Origin of the sequence: Bradyrhizobium sp. HKCCYLRH3073 (assembly GCF_051167995.1) — a bacterium.
Taxonomy (GTDB): domain Bacteria; phylum Pseudomonadota; class Alphaproteobacteria; order Rhizobiales; family Xanthobacteraceae; genus Bradyrhizobium.
In genome coordinates, this window is sequence record NZ_JBNPUD010000001.1 from 110,193 (window position 1) to 127,840 (window position 17,648).

Sequence of the window (17,648 nt, forward strand, 5' to 3'; positions counted from 1 at the left end):
CCAATCACCGAGACGAGGCAGCCATGAGCACGACGCCGATCTGGATCAAGGACCCGCTCGCCATTCTCGCCGAGGGCGCCACGCGCGGTGTCGTCGTCAAGGACGGTCGCATCGTCGAGCTGGTGCCTGCCGGTGCCGAGCCGGCGACTGCGGGCGCGGTGGCCTATGATGCGAGCGCGCATGTCGTCATCCCTGGTCTGATCAACACGCACCATCACTTCTACCAGACGCTGACGCGCGCGCTGCCGGCTGCGATGGACCGCGAGCTGTTCCCCTGGCTCAAGGCGCTCTATCCGATCTGGGCGAAGCTGACGCCGGAGGCGTTGGATGCGGCGGTCACGGTCGCGATGGCCGAACTGATGCTGTCGGGCTGCACGACCACGACCGATCATCACTACGTCTTCCCCGCCGGGCTCGAAGATGCCGTCGGCATCGAGGTCGCGGTGGCGAAGCGGCTCGGCATCCGTGTGCTGCTGACCCGCGGCTCGATGAACCTGTCGGAGCGCGACGGCGGACTGCCACCGGACAGCGTGGTGCAGGACGAGGACACGATCCTCGCCGACAGCGCGCGCGTGGTCACGACCTATCACGAGCGCGGACCCGATGCGATGGTGCAGATCGCGCTGGCGCCGTGCTCGCCGTTCTCGGTGACGGGATCGCTGATGCAGAAGACCGCTGCGCTTGCCGATAAGCTCGACGTGCGGCTGCACACGCATCTCGCCGAGACGAAGGATGAGAACCGCTTCTGCGAGCAGATGTTCGGCTGCCGTCCGCTGGACTATCTCGAGAAGAACGGCTGGCTCGGCCCGCGCACCTGGCTGGCGCACGGCATCTTCTTCAATGCCGAGGAGATGAAGCGGCTCGGCAAGGCCAGGACCACGATCAGCCATTGCGCCTGCTCGAACCAGTTGCTTGCCTCCGGCTACTGTCCGGTGTGCGAGATGGAGGAGGCGGGCGTCGGGATCGGCCTCGGCGTCGACGGCTCGGCGTCGAACGACGGCTCCAACCTGATGCAGGAGGTTCGTGCCGCATTCCTGCTGCAGCGGGCGCGCTATGGCGTTGGCCGGATCAGCCACAAGGATGCGCTGCGCTGGGCGACCAAGGGCTCGGCCGCCTGCGTCGGCCGGCCAGAGCTCGGCGAGATCGCGCTGGGCAAGGCCGCCGACCTCGCGCTGTTCAAGCTCGACGAGCTGCGCTTCTCGGGTGCAGGCGATCCGATCGCGGCGCTGGTGCTATGCGGCGCGCACCGCGCCGATCGCGTCATGGTCGGCGGCCGTTGGACCGTGGTCGACGGCGCAATTCCGGGACTGGACGTCGGCGGGCTGATCGATCGGCACAGCGCGGCAGCTAGGGCCATGCGGGGAGGGTGATGCGCGCAGCGTTGGAAAATATTCGCTCGAGAACTCTCCCCGACTTGTGGGGGAGAGTTCTAGCGGTGTACTGCGTCTACTTGCCCGGCACCTTGTCGTCGACGCCCTTGACGTAGAAGTTCATGCCGAGAATCTGTCCATCGGCGAGATGGTCGCCGCCCTTGCACTCGATCTCCTTGCCATCCTGGCCGAGCACGGGGCACTTGAACGGGTGCAGCTTGCCGGCGGTGATCGCGGCCTGCGTCTCCTCGGCCAGCTTCTTCACGTCGTCAGGAATGTTGGTATAGGGCGCCATCTCGAACATCTTGGAATCGAGGCCGCCCCAGGTGTCCTCCGATTTCCAGGTGCCGTCGAGCTCGGCCTTGACGCGCGCGATGTAGTAGGGGCCCCAGGTGTCGAGGATCGAGGTGAGCTGCGCCTTGGGGCCGAACTTGATCATCTCTGAGTCCTGGCCGAAGGCGAGCTTGCCGCGCTCGGCCGCGATCTGCATGGCGGCCGGGCTGTCGGTGTGCTGCATGATGATGTCGGCGCCCTGGTCGATCAGCGCCTTGGCGGCGTCGGCTTCCTTGCCGGGGTCGAACCAGGTGTTGGCCCAGATGATCTTGACCTTGATGTTCGGATTGACCGTCTGCGCGCCGATGATCGTGGCGTTGATGCCCGAGATCACCTCGGGGATCGGGAACGAGCCGATATAGCCGAGCACGCCTGCCTTCGACATCTTGCCGGCGATGATGCCCTGGATGTAGCGGCCCTGATACCAGCGCGCCGAATAGGTCGACATGTTCTTGTCGCGCTTGTAGCCCGTGGCATGCTCGAAATGCACGTTGGGATACTTCTTGGCGACCTTCAGGGTCGGATCCATGTAGCCGAACGAGGTCGTGAAGATCAGCTTGTTGCCGGCGCGGACCAACTGCTCGATGGCGCGCTCGGCGTCCGGGCCTTCCGGTACGTTCTCCAGATAGGTCGTCTCGATCTTGTCGCCGAGCTCCTTCACCAGCGCCTGGCGCGCGAGCTCATGCTGATAGGTCCAGCCGAGGTCGCCGATCGGTCCGAGATAGATGAAGCCGACCTTCAGCTTGTCGGCGGCGTGCGCCACGCCGGCGATGCTTCCCGCCAGTACCAGCGCAACGGCAGCCCCCAGAAGCCTTTTCATCATCGTCCATGCCTCCAAACAATCGGGGGAAACCTCGTGAGCCAGAGCGCCGCGCCCCATCGCTGGCGCTCCGGATGATTGCTTCAGCGATCCGGCACGAACACCGTCCCCAGCGCCGCCGGCGCAGTGGAGCCGCCGGTGCGGGCGCGCGACAGCAGCACCAGCACGATCACCGTGGCGAGATAGGGCAGCGCCGACATGAACTGCGAGGGGATGCCCACGCCCGCACCCTGCGCATGGAGCTGCAGGATCGTCACCGCGCCGAACAGATAGGCGCCGACGACAAGGCGGCCCGGTCGCCAGGATGCAAACACGACCAGCGCCAGCGCGATCCAGCCGCGTCCCGCGGTCATGCCGGGAATGAAGAAAGGCGTATAGGCCAGCGGCAGATAGGCGCCGGCGAGCCCGGCGCAGCCGCCGCCGAACAGCACCGCGAGCAAACGGATGCGCAGCACGGGATAGCCGAGCGCGTGGGCGGAGACATGGTTGTCGCCGCAGGCGCGCAGCACCAGGCCGGCACGGGTGCGGTACAGGAACCACCAGACGGCGATGATCAGCGCGAGCGACAGATAGACGAACGCGTCCTCGCCGAACAGGATGCGGCCGACCAGCGGAATGTCGCTGAGGCCGGGAATGGAGAGGTGCGGCGCGGTGCCGATGCGCTCGCCGACGAAGCGCGCGCCGATCAGGCCGGAGAGACCGATGCCGAGGATGGTCAGCGCGAGGCCCGTGGCCACCTGATTGACGGCGAGGCCAAGGGTCATGAACGCGAAGATCAGTGACATCAGCATGCCGGCGACGATGCCGCACAATGCGCCGACGACGATCGAGCCGGACAGCCAGGCCCCGCCGAAGCCGCAGGCCGCGCCGACGATCATCATGCCCTCGACGCCGAGGTTGAGCACGCCCGAGCGCTCGGTGACCAGCTCACCGGTGGCCGCCAGCAGCAGCGGCGTCGATGCGGCGAGCACCGACAGGATGATTGCTTCAACCAGCACCACTTTGCACCTGCCGCGCGGCGAAGACGAGCTTGAAACGGTAGAGGATGAGGGAATCGCAGGCGAGCACGTAGAACAGCAGGATGCCCTGGAACACCTTGGTCACATCGAGTGGAATCTTCATCGTGATCTGGGCCTGCTCGCCGCCAATGAACGTCAATGCGAGGAAGAGCCCTGCAATGAATATTCCAACTGGATTGAGCCGCCCCAGGAAGGCCACGATGATCGCGGTGAAGCCATAGCCCGGCGAGATGCCTGGTTGCAGATGTCCGATGGGGCCCGCCACCTCGATGATCCCTGCGAGACCGGCCAATGCGCCGGACACCGCGAATGTCAGGAGGATGAGCTGGTTGGCGTTGAAGCCGCCGAAGCGTGCCGCGCGGGGGGCCGCGCCGACGACGCGGATCTCGAACCCCTTGATGGTGCGCTCGAGCAGCACGAAGGCGCCTGCAACGACGAGCAGCGCGATGACGCTGCCGAGATGCAGGCGTCCGCCCTCGATCAGCACCGGCACGGTGGCGACCGGGTCGAACTCCGCCGTGGTGGGGAAGTTGAAGCCGGCAGGATCGCGCCAGGGGCCGCGGACGAGATAGTCGAGCAGGAGATCGGCGACGTAGACCAGCATCAGGCTTGTGAGGATCTCGCTGGCGCCGAACTTGACGCGGCACAGCGCCGGGATCAGCGCGTAGAGGGCGCCGGCTGCGGCGCCTGCGACCAGCATCGCCGGCAGCACCCAATGTCCGGCCTCGGTGCCTTGCGTCTTGACCGCGATCCAGCTGCCGGCAACGGCGCCGATCAGGAACTGGCCTTCGGCGCCGATGTTCCAGGCGTTGGCGAGGTAGCACAGCGACAGACCGATCGCGATCATCACCAATGGCGTCGCTTTCACCGCGATCTCCTGCAGCGAATAGCCGTCGGTGAGCGGCGCGACGAAGTAGACGCCGAGCGCGGTGATCGGGTTCTTGCCGAGCACGGCGAACAGCACGCTCATCGTGACGAGTGTCAGTCCGATCGCGATCAGCGGCGAAACCAGCGCGATGGTGCGCGAACGCTCGGCGCGCTTCTCAAGCACGAGCTGCATGCGCCGCCTCCTTCTCGAGACTGGCGCCGCCCATCAACAGGCCGAGCCTCTCCCGCGTGGCCTCGGCGCGCGGCAGCGCCTCCGACAAGTGTCCATGAAACATCACCGCGATGCGGTCGGCGATCTCGATCAGTTCGTCGAGGTCCTGGCTGGTGACGAGGACGGCAGCGCCGGCGCTGGCGAGATCGATCAGCGCCTGGCGGATGATCGCGGCGGCGCCGGCGTCGACGCCCCAGGTCGGCTGGTTGACGACCAGCACCGCCGGCGTGCGCAGGATCTCGCGGCCGACGACGAACTTCTGCAGGTTGCCGCCGGACAGGCTCGCCGCTTCCGGATCCCGCTTGGCCTTGCGGACGTCGAATGTCTCGGTCGTCAGATCGACCGTCCGCAACGTCGCGGCCGCGTTGATGAAGCCGTGCCGGACCATGTCGCTCGCGGCGTGTCCGGTCAGCAGCGCGTTCTCGGACAGCCGCATCCGCGGCGCGGTGCCGTGCCCCAGCCGCTCCTCCGGCACGAACGCCGCGCCCATCTTGCGCCGTTGGGTGATCGAGAGATTCCCGCAGGCGAGGCCGTCGATGATGATCGTGCCGGGCTCCTTGACGAGGCGTTCGCCGGACAGCGCAGCGAACAGCTCGTCCTGGCCGTTGCCGGCGACACCGGCGATGCCGAGGATCTCTCCGCCCTTCAGCTCGAAGGAAATGTTCTTGAGAGCCACGCCATGAAGCTCGCCCGGGGCGAGGGTGAGATCATTGACGACCAGACGCGGCACGGTGGTGTGCCGCTCGGCCGGCGGCTTCACCTCCTTGATCTCGGTGCCCACCATCATGCGGGCCAGCGAGGCAGCCGTCTCCAGCTTCGGATTGCAGGTCGCGACCTTCCGGCCGCCGCGAAGGATGGTGGCGGTGTCGCACAGCCGCTTCACCTCTTCCAGCTTGTGGCTGATGTAGAGAACAGCGCGGCCTTCCGCTTTCAGGCGCTCCAGGACGACGAACAGTTGGTCGGCCTCCTGCGGCGTCAGCACGGCGGTGGGCTCGTCCAGGATCAGGAATTTCGGATTCTGCATCAGCGCGCGCACGATCTCGATGCGCTGCCGCTCGCCGACCGACAATTGCCATACCTCGCGCTTCGGATCCAGCGGCAGGCCATAATCGCGCGCGACATCCGCGAGCCGCGCCGACATGGCCTTGAACGGCTCCTTGCCGTCGAGCCCGAGCGCCACGTTCTCGGCCACGGTGAGGTTGTCGAACAGAGAGAAATGCTGAAACACCATGCCGATGCCGAGGGATCGCGCTTCGGCCGGGCCGGACAGCTGGACCGGCTCACCCTGCCAGCGCAACTCGCCGGCGCTCGGCTGCACCAGTCCATAGATCGTCTTCACCAGGGTCGATTTCCCCGCACCGTTCTCGCCGAGCAGGGCGTGAATCTCGCGTGGCCGGATCTCGATGTCGATCTTGTCGTTGGCAACGAAGTCGCCATAGCGCTTGGTCAATCCGACCGTCTGCAGGAGCGGAGGCGTAGATTTCGGATCGACCGGCGCTGGGTCAGGCATTTGCTGCGTCATGGGGCAGGGGGAATGAAGCTGCCTCAATTGTGATCTAATTTGCCGCGGCGCGTAAGAGGCGAAAAGCGCCATCCTTTGCCCAACTCTTGTCCAACGGTTCATCCGCGGAGACCGGCGAATGCAGCGCGCCGTCGGTTGCAGGCATCGCAGGCCGCAATCGAGTCGAGCGCAGCGCCCCATGACGTTCTGTGGCACTTCTGCGACACTGGCCGGGAAATCGATCCGGTCGCAGCAGGCTGCACGTTGGATGAGCAGCGTCATGCAATGCGCGTCCAATGGCGCGCTTGCGTTCACGGGTGATCGCGAAATCGTGCGAGAGGCCAGGCGACGCTTTTCGGAAAAACTTCAGCAATGTGAAGCAGCAAGATCGTGATCCGGGAGCGTCGCGGCCGCGACCAATCGTCCCATGGCTGCGCCCGCGACCGCCACCGTCGACGCCGTAATACGGCATAACCTTGATCAAACTGCGGGCAAGTCCTGGAGAAAGTTGAGGCTTCTCCGGCCGGTGGAACGGCGCAACTGTGCATGCAAGTCGGGAATCTGCGCTTGTCAACTGGGGGTGTTCGGAATGTCGTTTCGTCAAATAATTGCGGCGGCCGTCGCGCTGGGCGCGGTCGCACTGACGTCAATCGGTGTCGCTGGGGCCGCTGATCTGCCTGCCAAGGCGGTCGCGAAAAAGGCCCCAGCCGAGGTGCCGTTCTTCCTCGTCGTCGACAATCGCGTCAGCTACTCCTACATCTTCGATGCCAGCCAGCCTGGTGCATGGAGCGTGAACGGCAACGGCACATTCAACGCCAAGACCGCCAAGCAGGTCTACTCGTTCACCCATTTCGACGTCTGGGGCTACGGCACCAACTTCTTCACGATCTCGCTGTTCAAGTCGGACCACAACGATCCCGCCGGGCCGTGCACGCAGACCGGCGGCATCGTCTCGCCCAACGCCGGCTTCGCGTTCACGCCGGCGAGCTGCGCCGGCGCGACCGAGATCTACGGCCTGTTCCGCTCGACCTTCGGCTGGAATCAGATATTCAACACCAAGGCCTTCACCATGGGCCCGCTGCAGAACATCTCGTTCGAGGTGGGCATGGATGCCAACACGGAGAATCGCTATTTCGGCGCCGCCAAGCGCGACGTGGTGGCCGGCCTGCAGTTCGCGTTCAACCTGCCCTACAAGGGCTATTTCAACGTCGCTCCCCTGATGTATTGGGAGTTCGCCAACCACAACTCGTTCTCACAGTGCGGCGCCGGCTGGTCGAACCCCTGCATTACTGACGGCAATACCTCGTTCAAGCCGACCTGGGCGGTCGAGACCAACTACTACATGGATCTCGGTTTCCTGCCCGAGAGCATGCAGTTCTTCTCGATCTCGGGCCGCGCCGGCTGGTACGGCAAGAAGGGCACCGACACCGAGCCGCTCCCGGCGAGCGTCGCGAACGGCGTCTATCCGACGAAGGTCGAGTTCAACTCCGAGCCGATCCGCCTGACCTTCGACGCGTCGAAGGCGATGTGGGGCGAGAAGCAGAGCCACATGATCGACGTCTGGGTGGCCTATCGCTACTGGCAGAACAAGTTCGGCCTCGACCACAACAACGCGGTCGGCTGTTCCGTCGCCGGCGTCGGCGGCACCCGCGTCGCCACGGGCGCCTGCACCGAGTCGTCGCTGTATTCAGGCGTGACCGTGAAGTTCTGATATCGACCGAGCCACGCAAGCAGGCGCCGCGCCTCCGGTCGCGGCGCCTGCTTCATTTGTCCCAGGCTCCCTCATGCAGCGTCGCGGCTTCGTCCTCCAGCAGGGGGCCGACGACTTCGGTCGCACGCTGGCCGCTCGCGAACACGTCGCGGCAGGGCAGGTCGAGGGTCGGGTTCTCCGGATGGTTGCCGGTGAGGTCGCGCAGCCGCCGTTCGCTCAGCCCATAGACCACGCGTCCGATGCCCGCCCAGTAGATCGCGCCCGCGCACATCGCGCATGGCTCGGCCGACGAATACAGGGTGGCAGCCGCTCTGATTTCGGGCGCAATCGAAATGCAGGCCTGGGTCGCGGCCAGCCGCTCGGCATGCGCCGAGGCGTCATGTGCCGGCATATAGCCGTTCTCGGCCTCGATCAGAACGCGGCCGTCGGCCGCGATGAGCACGGCTCCGAACGGATGATTGCCGTTGGACGTCGCACGGCGCGCGATGGCGAAGCTGTGGCGCAGGAAATGTGCGTCCCGGTCTTGTGCGTCGGCCTGCCTCTGTCCGTCTCTTGCCTGATCTGCCGGTCCCATCGCCACTCTGCTCCGTTGCGGGTCGGGGGATCCTGCGCCGGCGCGGAGACGTCCGCAACCGCGGGAACTGATGGCCCGCGGCTCGCGTTTCCCGGCGCACGAGTGCGGAGAGCGGGCAGGCGACATGGCGGCAAACGCGGATTCCAGGGTGGCCGTCTATGCGGCGCTTGCCGGCAATCTGCTCGTGGCCTGCACCAAGATCGCCGCGGCGGTCTGGACCGGCAGCTCGGCCATGATGAGCGAGGCGATCCACTCCGTCGTCGACACCTCGAACGAGCTCCTGCTGCTCTACGGCTTTCATCGCGCGAGCCGTCCGCCCGACCGACGGCATCCGCTCGGGCATGGTCGTGAGCTCTACTTCTGGAGCTTCATCGTTGCGCTGCTCTTGTTCGCGCTCGGCGCCGGCGTCTCGCTGTACGAAGGCGTCGCGCATCTGATGCATCCGCTGCCGATCGAAGACCCGACGGTGAACTACATCGTGCTCGCGCTCTCATTCGTCTTCGAGGCTGGGTCCTGGTGGGTGGCGGTGCGACGCTTTCGTGCGGCTGCCCCGGGTCTCTCCTACCTTGAGGCATTCAGGCGCAGCAAGGACCCGCCGGCCTTCATGGTCGTGTTCGAAGACACCGCGGCCCTGATCGGCATCGTCATCGCTGCTGCTGCCATGGCCGCGGCCGTCGCCTTCGATCAGCCGGCATGGGACGGCATCGGGTCCATCCTGATCGGCGTGCTGCTTGCGGTGACCTCGATGGTGCTCGCGCGGGAGAGCAAGAGCCTCCTGATCGGCGAGCCCGCGGATCCCGAGCTGGCGCGTTCGATCCTCGACATCGCGCGCAGGAGGCAAAGCGTCAAGTCGGCCAACGGGCTGCTCACGGTGCAGCTGTCGCCGCAGCAGGTCGTCGTCGCGCTGAGCATCGAGTTTGCGGACGATCAGCGCGCCGACGATATCGAGCGGGCCGTCGTGGCAATCGAAAGCGAGCTGAGGGCGCGGCATCCGATCGTCGCAGCGCTGTTCGTCAAGCCGCAGACCGGCGCCCGCTATCAGGAAATGCGTGAGAGCCTGCTGCAAGATGGTTCGGCTTCGGCGTGAGATTGGCGGCTCAGCGGTCAGACGCCGCCGTTTCGTGCAGGCGAATGGTCGAGCCATGAGATGCTGGAGCCTGAGCCGCGCACAGCGCTCCTAGGGCGGTGTCCGCGCGGCCAACGGCGCGCTCGCGAGCACGATCACCAGCAGCGCGGCCAACATCCAGAACGCGGCCGGGAGGCTCGTGGCCGCGGCGACGAAGCCGATGCCGGCCGGTCCGAGCAGCACGCCGGAGTAGCCTGCGGTGGTGACGGCAGCGACGGCCAGCCCGACCGGCATCGCGGTCTGCGCCCCGGCCCGGCGGAACAGCACCGGGACGAGGTTCGACGCGCCCAGGCCGATCAGCGCAAAGCCCGCCATGGCAGCAGCAACCAAGGGAGCCGTGAGCAGCAGGACGAAGCCGGCGATCGCGATCGCGCTGCCCCCCAGCAGCGTTGCGCGATCACCGATCCGGGCAACCACGGCATCCCCGACGAGGCGCCCGGCGGTCATTGCGATCGAGAACATGATGTAGCCCAGTCCGGCCTGTGCGGCCGGCAGGCGCCCGGAACCGGCGAGCAGCAGCGCGCTCCAGTCGAGCATCGCGCCTTCGACCAGGAACATGATCGCCGCGAGCGCCGCCAGCAGCAGCACCGCGCCATGGGGAAGCACGAGCAGAGGCCCCGTTTGCGCGGGCTTGCTCGCCATCAGTCGTGGGGCAGCGACGATCATCGCGGCCAAGGCGAGTGCGCAGCAGGCCAGCGTGCCGAGCAGCGGCGCGACGTCGAACGCAAGCAGCGCGGTCATGACGCCGGAGCCCGCGAAGCCGCCGATGCTGAACTGGGCATGGAAACCCGACATCAGCGGACGCTCGCTCAGCCGCTCGACGTCGATCGCCTGGATGTTCACGGCGACGTCGAGCGAGCCCAGCGCCGCTCCGAAGGCGAACAATGCGAGCGCAAGCGTCGCTGGCGTTGCGGCGATCGCCAGCAGCGGCAGGAACAGCGCGAGAGCGATGCCGCTGACGACGACGACAGGCTTGCTGCCATAGCGGGCGCTCAGCAGTCCGGCGGCCAGCATCGATGCGACCGAGCCCACGCCGAGCGAGAGCAGCAGCAGGCCGAGCGTCGCATCGTCGACGCCGAGCCGCTGCTTGGCAAACGGCACCAGCGGTGCCCAGCAGGCGATGCCGAAGCCGGCGACGAAAAAGGCCAGGCGGGTCGCGAGCCGCGCCGCGCTGTGATCAGAACTCATTTGGAGGATTCCTGACTTTCTGAAAGGCGCTGTCACACCGGCGGAGCGGCCGTCACGATGGTCGCTCCCGCCCGTTTGAGCAGGGCAAGTCGAGCCGCCGGCGCATCATGCTCGACGGTGAGCTGGCTGATCGTCTTGGCGCCGGCGACACGGTGAGGCGCTCGGGTCTCGAGCTTCTCGTTGGTGACCATTGCGACGCTGACGCGGCTCAGCGACAGCAGCGTCCGCTTGAACGCTGCGTCGGTCGGATCAATCGCGCTGATGCCGCCTTGCGCCGACACGGCGCAGGCGCCGATGAAGCAGCGGTCGATGTTCAAGCGCTGCATCTGCATGAGGGCGTCGGCGTCGATACAGCCGCCGACTGCGGGGTGAACGGAGCCGCCGATCATGATCAGTTGCAGGTCCTGCCGATGCAGCACGGTTGCGGCAATGTCGATGGCGTTCGTTGCGACGGTGAGATCGAAATCATCGGGCAGGACCTCAGCGAGCGCGAGGTTGGTGCTGCCACTATCGAGGAAAAGAAATTCGCCACGCGCGATGCCGCGGGCGGCCGTCCGGGCGAGCGCCAGCTTGCGTTCGCGATCCTGCCCGATCCGCGCCGCCATCGGGGTCATGCCGCCGGCGATCGGCAATGCGCCGCCGTACACCCGGCGGCAGCGTCCTTCGGCGGCAAGCGCGCGAAGATCGCGCCGGATCGCATCCTCGGAGACGCCGAATTCATGGGCCAGGGCGGCCGCGATGACCGCGTGCCCTGTAGCGAGGCGGCCGGCGATCTGGTCGCGACGCGCCAGTGGAAGGTCTGACATGCCTCCTCATATCAGGCAGGAACAAGAATAACAACGTGCATAATCGTGCACGATGCAATTTGTTGTTTGCGCGGCCAGCCGGGCATGTCATTGCCAGATGTCGAACTGTTCGGGAGCAGGACGTGACCGCCGTCGATTCGTCAGCAACGCCGGCCTTTGTCGCCGTCGACTGGGGCACCTCCAGTTTCCGTGCCTGGCTGATGGCAGGAGACGGCACGGAGCAGGCGGAGAGCCGTGGTGGCGAGGGCATGCTGCATTGCGCGACATCGGGCTTTGCGCCGGTGCTGCGCGATCATCTGGCGCAACTCGGCGCGCCGGCCGATGTTCCGGTGCTGATCTGCGGCATGGCCGGCGCCCGGCAAGGCTGGGTCGAGGCGCCGTATCTGCACACGCCGACCCGGCTGGAGGCGTTGCATGCCGGCGCGATCGGCGTCGACACGGATGGCGACGTCAGAATCCTGCCGGGACTGGCGCAGGCGCGGGCGAATCAGCCGGACGTGATGCGCGGCGAGGAAACCCAGCTGCTCGGCGTCACCGAGCCGGACTTCACCGGGATCGTCTGTATTCCGGGCACGCACAGCAAATGGATCCGGATCGATGCCGGCGCTGTGATCGATTTTGCCACCTACATGACTGGCGAGCTGTTCGCTGTCGTCTCTCAGCATAGCATTTTGATGCACGCCGTCGAACCGGAAGCCTCGACCGTCGCGCACGACGCGGCATTCCGCGAGAGCCTTGCGGCGGCGCTTGCCGCGCCGACGTCACTGACCAATGCGCTGTTCCGGCTCCGCGCAGCCCAGCTCCTCAATTTCGAGCAGCGGTCCGACGGGGCTGCGAGGCTCTCCGGGCTTCTGATCGGCAGCGAGATCGCCGACGCGCGGGTGCGGTTCGGCGCCGAGCTTCCGCTGCGGTTGATCGGAGCGGGCCGGCTCGGCCGTCTCTACTGCGCGGCGCTGGCAGCTGCTGATTTCGACGTGAACGAATGTGATGCCGAGCAGGCGTCCCGGCGCGGCCTGGTCAAGGCCGCGCGGCAGATCTGGGGAGCGCGTTTCCGACCATGACAAAGTCCGTTGCCTGGCCGCACGTCAAGCGGTCGCTCGTCGCGATCCTGCGCGGCATCAAACCCGACGAGTCCGAGGCCGTCGTCGATGTCCTGATCGAAGCCGGTTTCGAGCTGATCGAGGTTCCGCTCAACTCGCCGGAACCGTTCGCCTCGATCGAGCGTCTCGCCGCCCGGTTCGGCAAGCACTGCCTGATCGGTGCAGGGACGGTCGTCAATGCCGCAGATTGCGTGCGGGTCGCGGAGGCCGGCGGGCGTCTGATGGTCAGCCCCAACGTCGACGTCGAAGTGCTGGCGACCGCGCAGGCCTATGACATGGTGACCATGCCCGGGGTGTTCACGCCGAGCGAAGCGTTTCTCGCGCTGCGTTGCGGCGCCTCGGCCCTGAAATTTTTTCCTGCCTCAGTGCTCGGTCCGTCGGGAATTGCCGCGCAGCTTGCCGTCCTGCCGAAGGGCGTCGTGGTCGGCGCCGTCGGCGGCGTGTCGGACAGCAATCTCGCCTCCTATGCTGCAGTCGGCGTGCGGGCCTTCGGACTGGGCTCGAGCCTGTACAAGCCGGGCATGAGCGCGAGCGATGTACGGCAGACCGCGGCCGCTTCGGTTCGTGCCTATGACGAGGCCATCGCAGCGGCGAGCTGAGTGCGTCCACACTCCATGACGGTCTCGTGATGTTGTCGGACGAGCGTCGCGACCGCCTTCGTCACCGCAACGACCGGCTGGCTCGTTGTCTCGGTGACGGCGTGGACGATCCGGCGCAAGCTGCGCGTCACGGCAACGGCCCGCAAAGCTGCGGGTCGTTGCGACAACGCTCGGCGGCGGCCTCCGCTGGTCAGCTGGCGGCGGCGTTGATCTCGGGCGATTCGCCTTCCTCCGCAGACTGCGTGAACGCCTGCAGCGCCTCCGCCATCTGCATGCGGCCGCCGACGCCGGTGATGACGACGTCGACCATCGTGAACGACGAGTGGAAGTGGCCGTGGGCCTTGAGTTGCCCGACCGGCACGCCGGCGGCGGCGAGCGCTTCCGCATAGGCGACACCCTCGTCGCGCAGCGGATCGAACTCGCAGGTGACGATGTAGGCCGGCGGCAGGCCCTGCAGCTTGCCCCGCAACGGCGACGCGCGCGGATCGGTGCGATCCGCCGGCGAGCAGTAGATGTCCCAGAACCAGTACATCAGGCCGCGCGTCAGGAAGTAGCCGGCCGCATTATCGGTGTAGGAGGGACGATCGAAGCTGCAGTCGGTGACCGGGCACACCAGCAGCTGACCGCCGATCGCAGGCCCGCCGCGATCCCGAGCGAGCTGGCAGGTGACGGCTGCGATGTTGCCGCCGGCGCTCCAGCCGGCCACCAGCACCGGTCCGTCGCGTCCGCCGAGCTCGGCGGCGTGCTCGGCGACCCAGCGCGCCGCTGCATAGCCGTCCTCGGCCGCCGCAGGGAAGCGGTGCTCGGGCGCGTGGCGGTAGTTCACGCTGACGAAGATCATGTTGGAGCGGCGGCACATGTCGCGGCAGAACGGATCGTCCGACTGCTCGTCGCCGAGCACCCAGCCGCCGCCATGGAAATACACGACGATCGGATGCGGCCCGGGCGTGGCCGGACGGTAGAGGCGGTAGGCAAGAGGGCCCTCGGCGCCTTGCAGAGTGCCGTCCTTGACCTCGCCCACGGGGCGGCCCGGCGGTCGGGCCTTGTTGAATTCGGCGACGAAGTCGCGTGCGCCTTGCGCGCCCATCGATTCGATCGGCGGCAGGTTCATCTCGGTGAGCATGTTCAGCACCAGCCGCACATCCGGCTGCAGCTTCACGATCTCGCCGTCGTTGCACTGGCTCGCACCGTTCGGGCCCGTGAGCTTGAAGCCGAGCATGCCGCGGCTGACGACCTCGTTGCAGATGCCGCGATAGGGCCCGACGCCGCCGGTGTATGGCATCAGCGTCTGCGGCTTGCCCGGCACGTTGGCGCCTGTGTACCAGGTGTTGGCGAGCCGGTGCAGCGTGACCGTCGAGCAGTCCGCCATGTGGCGCATCCAGCCGGCCTGCGCGGTCTCGGTCGGCTCGATGGTGGTGAAGCCGGCGTCGCGCATCGCGGCGAGACGATCGACCACGAAGTCGACGTGCTGCTCGATCGACACCGCCATGTTCGACAGCACCGATGGACTACCGGGACCGGTGATCAGGAACAGGTTGGGGAAGCCGGCGACCGTCAATCCAAGATAGCTCTCCGGGCCATCAGCCCAGCTGTCGTCGAGCGACTTGCCGCCACGGCCCTTGATCGGATGCACCGCGCGGATCGCGCCGGTCATGGCATCGAAGCCGGTCGCGAACACGATGACGTCGATGTCGAAGCTGCGCTTGTCGGTCTTGATGCCATTGGATGTGATGGATGCGATCGGCTCCTTGCGCAGGTTCACCAGCGTCACGTTCGGACGGTTGAACGTCGCGTAGTAGTTCGTGTCCAGGCACGGCCGCTTGGCGCCGAACGGGTGATCGTGCGGCGTGAGCGCCTCGGCCGTCTCGGGATCCTTGACGATCTCGCGGATCTTCTCGCGGATGAGATCGGCGAGCAGCGCGTTGCCGTCGGCGTCGACGCCCTGGTCGGCCCAGAGCTGCGTCAGCATGCCGACGAGATCGCCGGAGGCCCACATCTTCTCGAAGCGCTCGCGGCGCTCGGCCTCGCTCAGCGCCCAGCTGAATTCGGTGGCCGGCGGGATCGGCACGCCGGTCATCGACCAGCGTGCCTGCTCGCGCAGCCCCTTGCGATCCTCCGCGAGCTGCGCGGCGCGATCGGCCGGGAGCGGACCGTTATGCGCCGGCAGCGCGAAATTCGGCGTGCGCTGGAACACCGTGAGCTGCGCGGCCTGCTCGGCGATGATCGGGATCGACTGGATGCCCGACGAGCCGGTGCCGATCACGGCCACGCGCTTGCCGCGGAGGTCCACGCCATCATGCGGCCAGCGGCTGGTGAAGTAGATCTCGCCGTTGAAGTCGTGCACGCCGTCGATCTCCGGCGGCTTCGGCTGCGACAGGCATCCGGTCGCCATGATGTAGTGGCGACAGGACACGGCAGGGCCGTTGTCGGTCGTCAGCAGCCAGCGCTCCCTGGCCTCATCCCAGGCGGCGCCGAGCACGCGGGTGCCGAAGCGGATGTCGCGGCGTAGATCGTAGCGATCGGCGACGAAGCCGAGATAGCGCAGGATCTCCGGCTGGGTGGCGTATTTCTCCGACCACTGCCAGGCCTTTTCGAGCTCGGGATCGAAGGTGTAGCTGTAGTCGACGGTCTGGATGTCGCAGCGCGCGCCGGGATAGCGGTTCCAGTACCAGGTGCCGCCGACGTCGTTGGCCGTATCCAGAGCCACGGTCGAGAAGCCCGCCTTGCGCAGGCGGTGCAGCAGATAAAGCCCCGCAAATCCGGCCCCCACGACGGCGACATCGACCGTCTGCGTTTCACCGCCCGACACCTCCGACGCGCGTGTCTCGACAATCCCGTCTGACATGCTGACCTCCCGATGATTTTGTGATTGGCGGAAAGGCTAGCTCTGCTCGCATGGTTTGTCAGCAGCCAAAACAACGATCTGCGGTTGTTGCAGTGCGGACCGTGCAGCGCGGCAGGTATGCCAGGCGCTGATTTTGCATCGCCGGTCAAAAGGCCGCGACGGAGTGGACAAGACCCTGAGAAAGCGACAGAAAGCCACCCTGCCGCGTCGCATTCACCAAGTTTCAACGCATCGCGACTGTAACAACCGCTACACTACGCCACCTCCACGACTGAATCAGGCCAGGCCCATGCCGCTATCGCTGCCCAAGCAAAAGATCCGCGTTCTGCTCCTCGAGGGCGTGAACGACTCGGCCGTCCGCATGTTCGAGGCCAACGGCTATACGGAAATCGAACGGCTGCCGAAGGCGCTCGGTTCGGCGGAGTTGAAACGTATGCTGTCGGGCGTGCACATGCTTGGCATTCGCTCGCGCACGCATCTGACCGAGGAAGTGCTGCAGGCCGCCGATCGGCTGATGGTGGTCGGCTGTTTCTCCGTCGGCACCAACCAGGTTGATCTCGATGCCGCGAAGCGGCTCGGCATCCCCGTGTTCAATGCGCCCTATTCGAACACCCGCAGCGTCGCCGAGCTGACGATCGCCGAGGTCGTGATGCTGATGCGCCGCATCTTCCCGCGCTCGGTGTCGGCGCATGCGGGCGGCTGGGACAAGTCCGCCAATGGCAGCCGAGAGGTGCGCGGAAAGACGCTCGGCATTGTCGGCTACGGCAACATCGGCTCGCAGCTGTCGAACCTCGCCGAGGCCATGGGCATGCGGGTGATCTTCTTCGATCTCACCGACAAGCTCCGCCACGGCAACACCGAGCCCGTCGAGAGCCTCGACGAGCTCCTGGCGATCAGCGACGTCGTGTCGCTGCATGTCCCGGAGACGCCGGCGACCGCCAACATGATCGGCGAGCGCCAGATCCGTCACATGAAGGACGGCGCCTATCTGATCAACAATTCGCGCGGCACGGTAGTCGACATCGAGGCGCTGGCCAGCGCGTTGCGCGAGGGCAAGCTCTCAGGCGCCGCCGTCGACGTGTTTCCGGTCGAGCCGGCCTCGAACGCCGATCCGTTCGTCTCGCCGCTGCAGGGCCTGCCCAACGTGATCCTGACCCCGCATGTCGGCGGCTCCACCGAGGAGGCGCAGGACCGCATCGGCGGCGAGGTTGCGCGCAAGCTGATCGACTATTCCGATGTCGGCTCGACCTTCGGCGCCGTGAACTTCCCGCAGGTGCAGTTGCCGGCGCGCCCGACCGGCACGCGCTTCATCCATGTCCACCGGAACGTGCCGGGCGTGCTGCGCCAGGTCAACGATGCGGTGTCGCGGCACAACATCAACATCCTCGCGCAATATCTGCAGACCGATCCCGAGGTCGGCTATGTCGTGCTCGAGACCGACGTGGTCGGCGGTGAGGGCGAGGCGCTGCTGTCGGAGCTGCGCGCGGTGGAGGGCACGATCCGCGTGCGCGTCCTGTACGATCACGACCGGCCCTGAGGCTGTGGAGGCTGCCGCGC

Annotated in this window: 14 protein-coding genes; 6 read left to right on the plus strand and 8 right to left on the minus strand. The window is 66.6% G+C overall.

Annotated features, from left to right (window positions below; genetic code table 11):
* The first annotated feature begins 23 nt into the window (after positions 1–23).
* Positions 24–1,370, plus strand: a complete 1,347-nt coding sequence (locus ACQR1X_RS00485; RefSeq protein WP_434898128.1) for an 8-oxoguanine deaminase — start codon at positions 24–26, stop codon at positions 1,368–1,370.
* A 76-nt stretch (positions 1,371–1,446) separates the two neighbouring features.
* On the opposite strand, the gene ACQR1X_RS00490 is transcribed toward ACQR1X_RS00485, so the two are convergent.
* The 4 genes from ACQR1X_RS00490 to ACQR1X_RS00505 form a co-directional block, all read right to left on the minus strand.
* Positions 1,447–2,526, minus strand: a complete 1,080-nt coding sequence (locus ACQR1X_RS00490) for a BMP family ABC transporter substrate-binding protein (protein WP_434898129.1) — start codon at positions 2,524–2,526, stop codon at positions 1,447–1,449.
* Between the two features lie 80 nt (positions 2,527–2,606).
* Positions 2,607–3,524, minus strand: coding sequence for an ABC transporter permease (locus tag ACQR1X_RS00495; RefSeq protein WP_316177890.1), 918 nt, complete (start codon positions 3,522–3,524; stop codon positions 2,607–2,609).
* Positions 3,511–4,602, minus strand: coding sequence for an ABC transporter permease (locus ACQR1X_RS00500; protein ID WP_316177891.1), 1,092 nt, complete (start codon positions 4,600–4,602; stop codon positions 3,511–3,513). The genes ACQR1X_RS00495 and ACQR1X_RS00500 overlap by 14 nt, the downstream gene beginning before the upstream one ends.
* Positions 4,586–6,151: an ABC transporter ATP-binding protein gene (locus ACQR1X_RS00505; protein ID WP_316177892.1), complete on the minus strand. Its 1,566-nt coding sequence runs from the start codon at positions 6,149–6,151 to the stop codon at positions 4,586–4,588. Before ACQR1X_RS00505 ends, ACQR1X_RS00500 begins: the two co-directional genes overlap by 17 nt.
* Positions 6,152–6,731: 580 nt before the next feature.
* On the opposite strand from ACQR1X_RS00505, the gene ACQR1X_RS00510 reads away from it, so the two are divergent.
* The gene (locus tag ACQR1X_RS00510; RefSeq protein WP_315804406.1) at positions 6,732–7,853 is read left to right on the plus strand and encodes a hypothetical protein; all 1,122 of its coding nucleotides are present in this window, start codon (positions 6,732–6,734) and stop codon (positions 7,851–7,853) included.
* A gap of 52 nt (positions 7,854–7,905) precedes the next feature.
* On the opposite strand, the gene ACQR1X_RS00515 is transcribed toward ACQR1X_RS00510, so the two are convergent.
* Entirely contained in the window at positions 7,906–8,427 is a 522-nt protein-coding gene (locus ACQR1X_RS00515) for a nucleoside deaminase (RefSeq protein ID WP_434898130.1), read from the minus strand.
* 124 nt (positions 8,428–8,551) lie between these two features.
* On the opposite strand from ACQR1X_RS00515, the gene ACQR1X_RS00520 reads away from it, so the two are divergent.
* The gene (locus tag ACQR1X_RS00520) at positions 8,552–9,514 is read left to right on the plus strand and encodes a cation diffusion facilitator family transporter (protein WP_434898131.1); all 963 of its coding nucleotides are present in this window, start codon (positions 8,552–8,554) and stop codon (positions 9,512–9,514) included.
* Between the two features lie 90 nt (positions 9,515–9,604).
* Here the strand turns inward: ACQR1X_RS00520 and ACQR1X_RS00525 are convergent, their stop codons facing one another.
* Both ACQR1X_RS00525 and ACQR1X_RS00530 read right to left on the minus strand, forming a co-directional pair.
* Positions 9,605–10,741: an MFS transporter gene (locus tag ACQR1X_RS00525; protein WP_434887344.1), complete on the minus strand. Its 1,137-nt coding sequence runs from the start codon at positions 10,739–10,741 to the stop codon at positions 9,605–9,607.
* A gap of 32 nt (positions 10,742–10,773) precedes the next feature.
* Positions 10,774–11,547, minus strand: a complete 774-nt coding sequence (locus ACQR1X_RS00530; RefSeq protein ID WP_434898132.1) for a DeoR/GlpR family DNA-binding transcription regulator — start codon at positions 11,545–11,547, stop codon at positions 10,774–10,776.
* A gap of 122 nt (positions 11,548–11,669) precedes the next feature.
* On the opposite strand from ACQR1X_RS00530, the gene ACQR1X_RS00535 reads away from it, so the two are divergent.
* Both ACQR1X_RS00535 and ACQR1X_RS00540 read left to right on the plus strand, forming a co-directional pair.
* Positions 11,670–12,608 carry a 2-dehydro-3-deoxygalactonokinase gene (locus tag ACQR1X_RS00535; protein WP_434898133.1) on the plus strand — a complete coding sequence of 313 codons (939 nt, stop codon included), beginning with the start codon at positions 11,670–11,672 and terminating at the stop codon, positions 12,606–12,608.
* Positions 12,605–13,246 carry a 2-dehydro-3-deoxy-6-phosphogalactonate aldolase gene (locus ACQR1X_RS00540; RefSeq protein ID WP_315804412.1) on the plus strand — a complete coding sequence of 214 codons (642 nt, stop codon included), beginning with the start codon at positions 12,605–12,607 and terminating at the stop codon, positions 13,244–13,246. Before ACQR1X_RS00535 ends, ACQR1X_RS00540 begins: the two co-directional genes overlap by 4 nt.
* Positions 13,247–13,436: 190 nt before the next feature.
* On the opposite strand, the gene ACQR1X_RS00545 is transcribed toward ACQR1X_RS00540, so the two are convergent.
* The gene (locus ACQR1X_RS00545) at positions 13,437–16,091 is read right to left on the minus strand and encodes an alpha/beta hydrolase fold domain-containing protein (protein WP_434898134.1); all 2,655 of its coding nucleotides are present in this window, start codon (positions 16,089–16,091) and stop codon (positions 13,437–13,439) included.
* A 289-nt stretch (positions 16,092–16,380) separates the two neighbouring features.
* Between ACQR1X_RS00545 and serA the strand changes: the two genes are divergently transcribed.
* On the plus strand, positions 16,381–17,628 hold the full coding sequence (gene serA, locus ACQR1X_RS00550; RefSeq protein WP_315804414.1) for a phosphoglycerate dehydrogenase: 1,248 nt from the start codon (positions 16,381–16,383) through the stop codon (positions 17,626–17,628).
* Positions 17,629–17,648 lie beyond the last annotated feature (20 nt).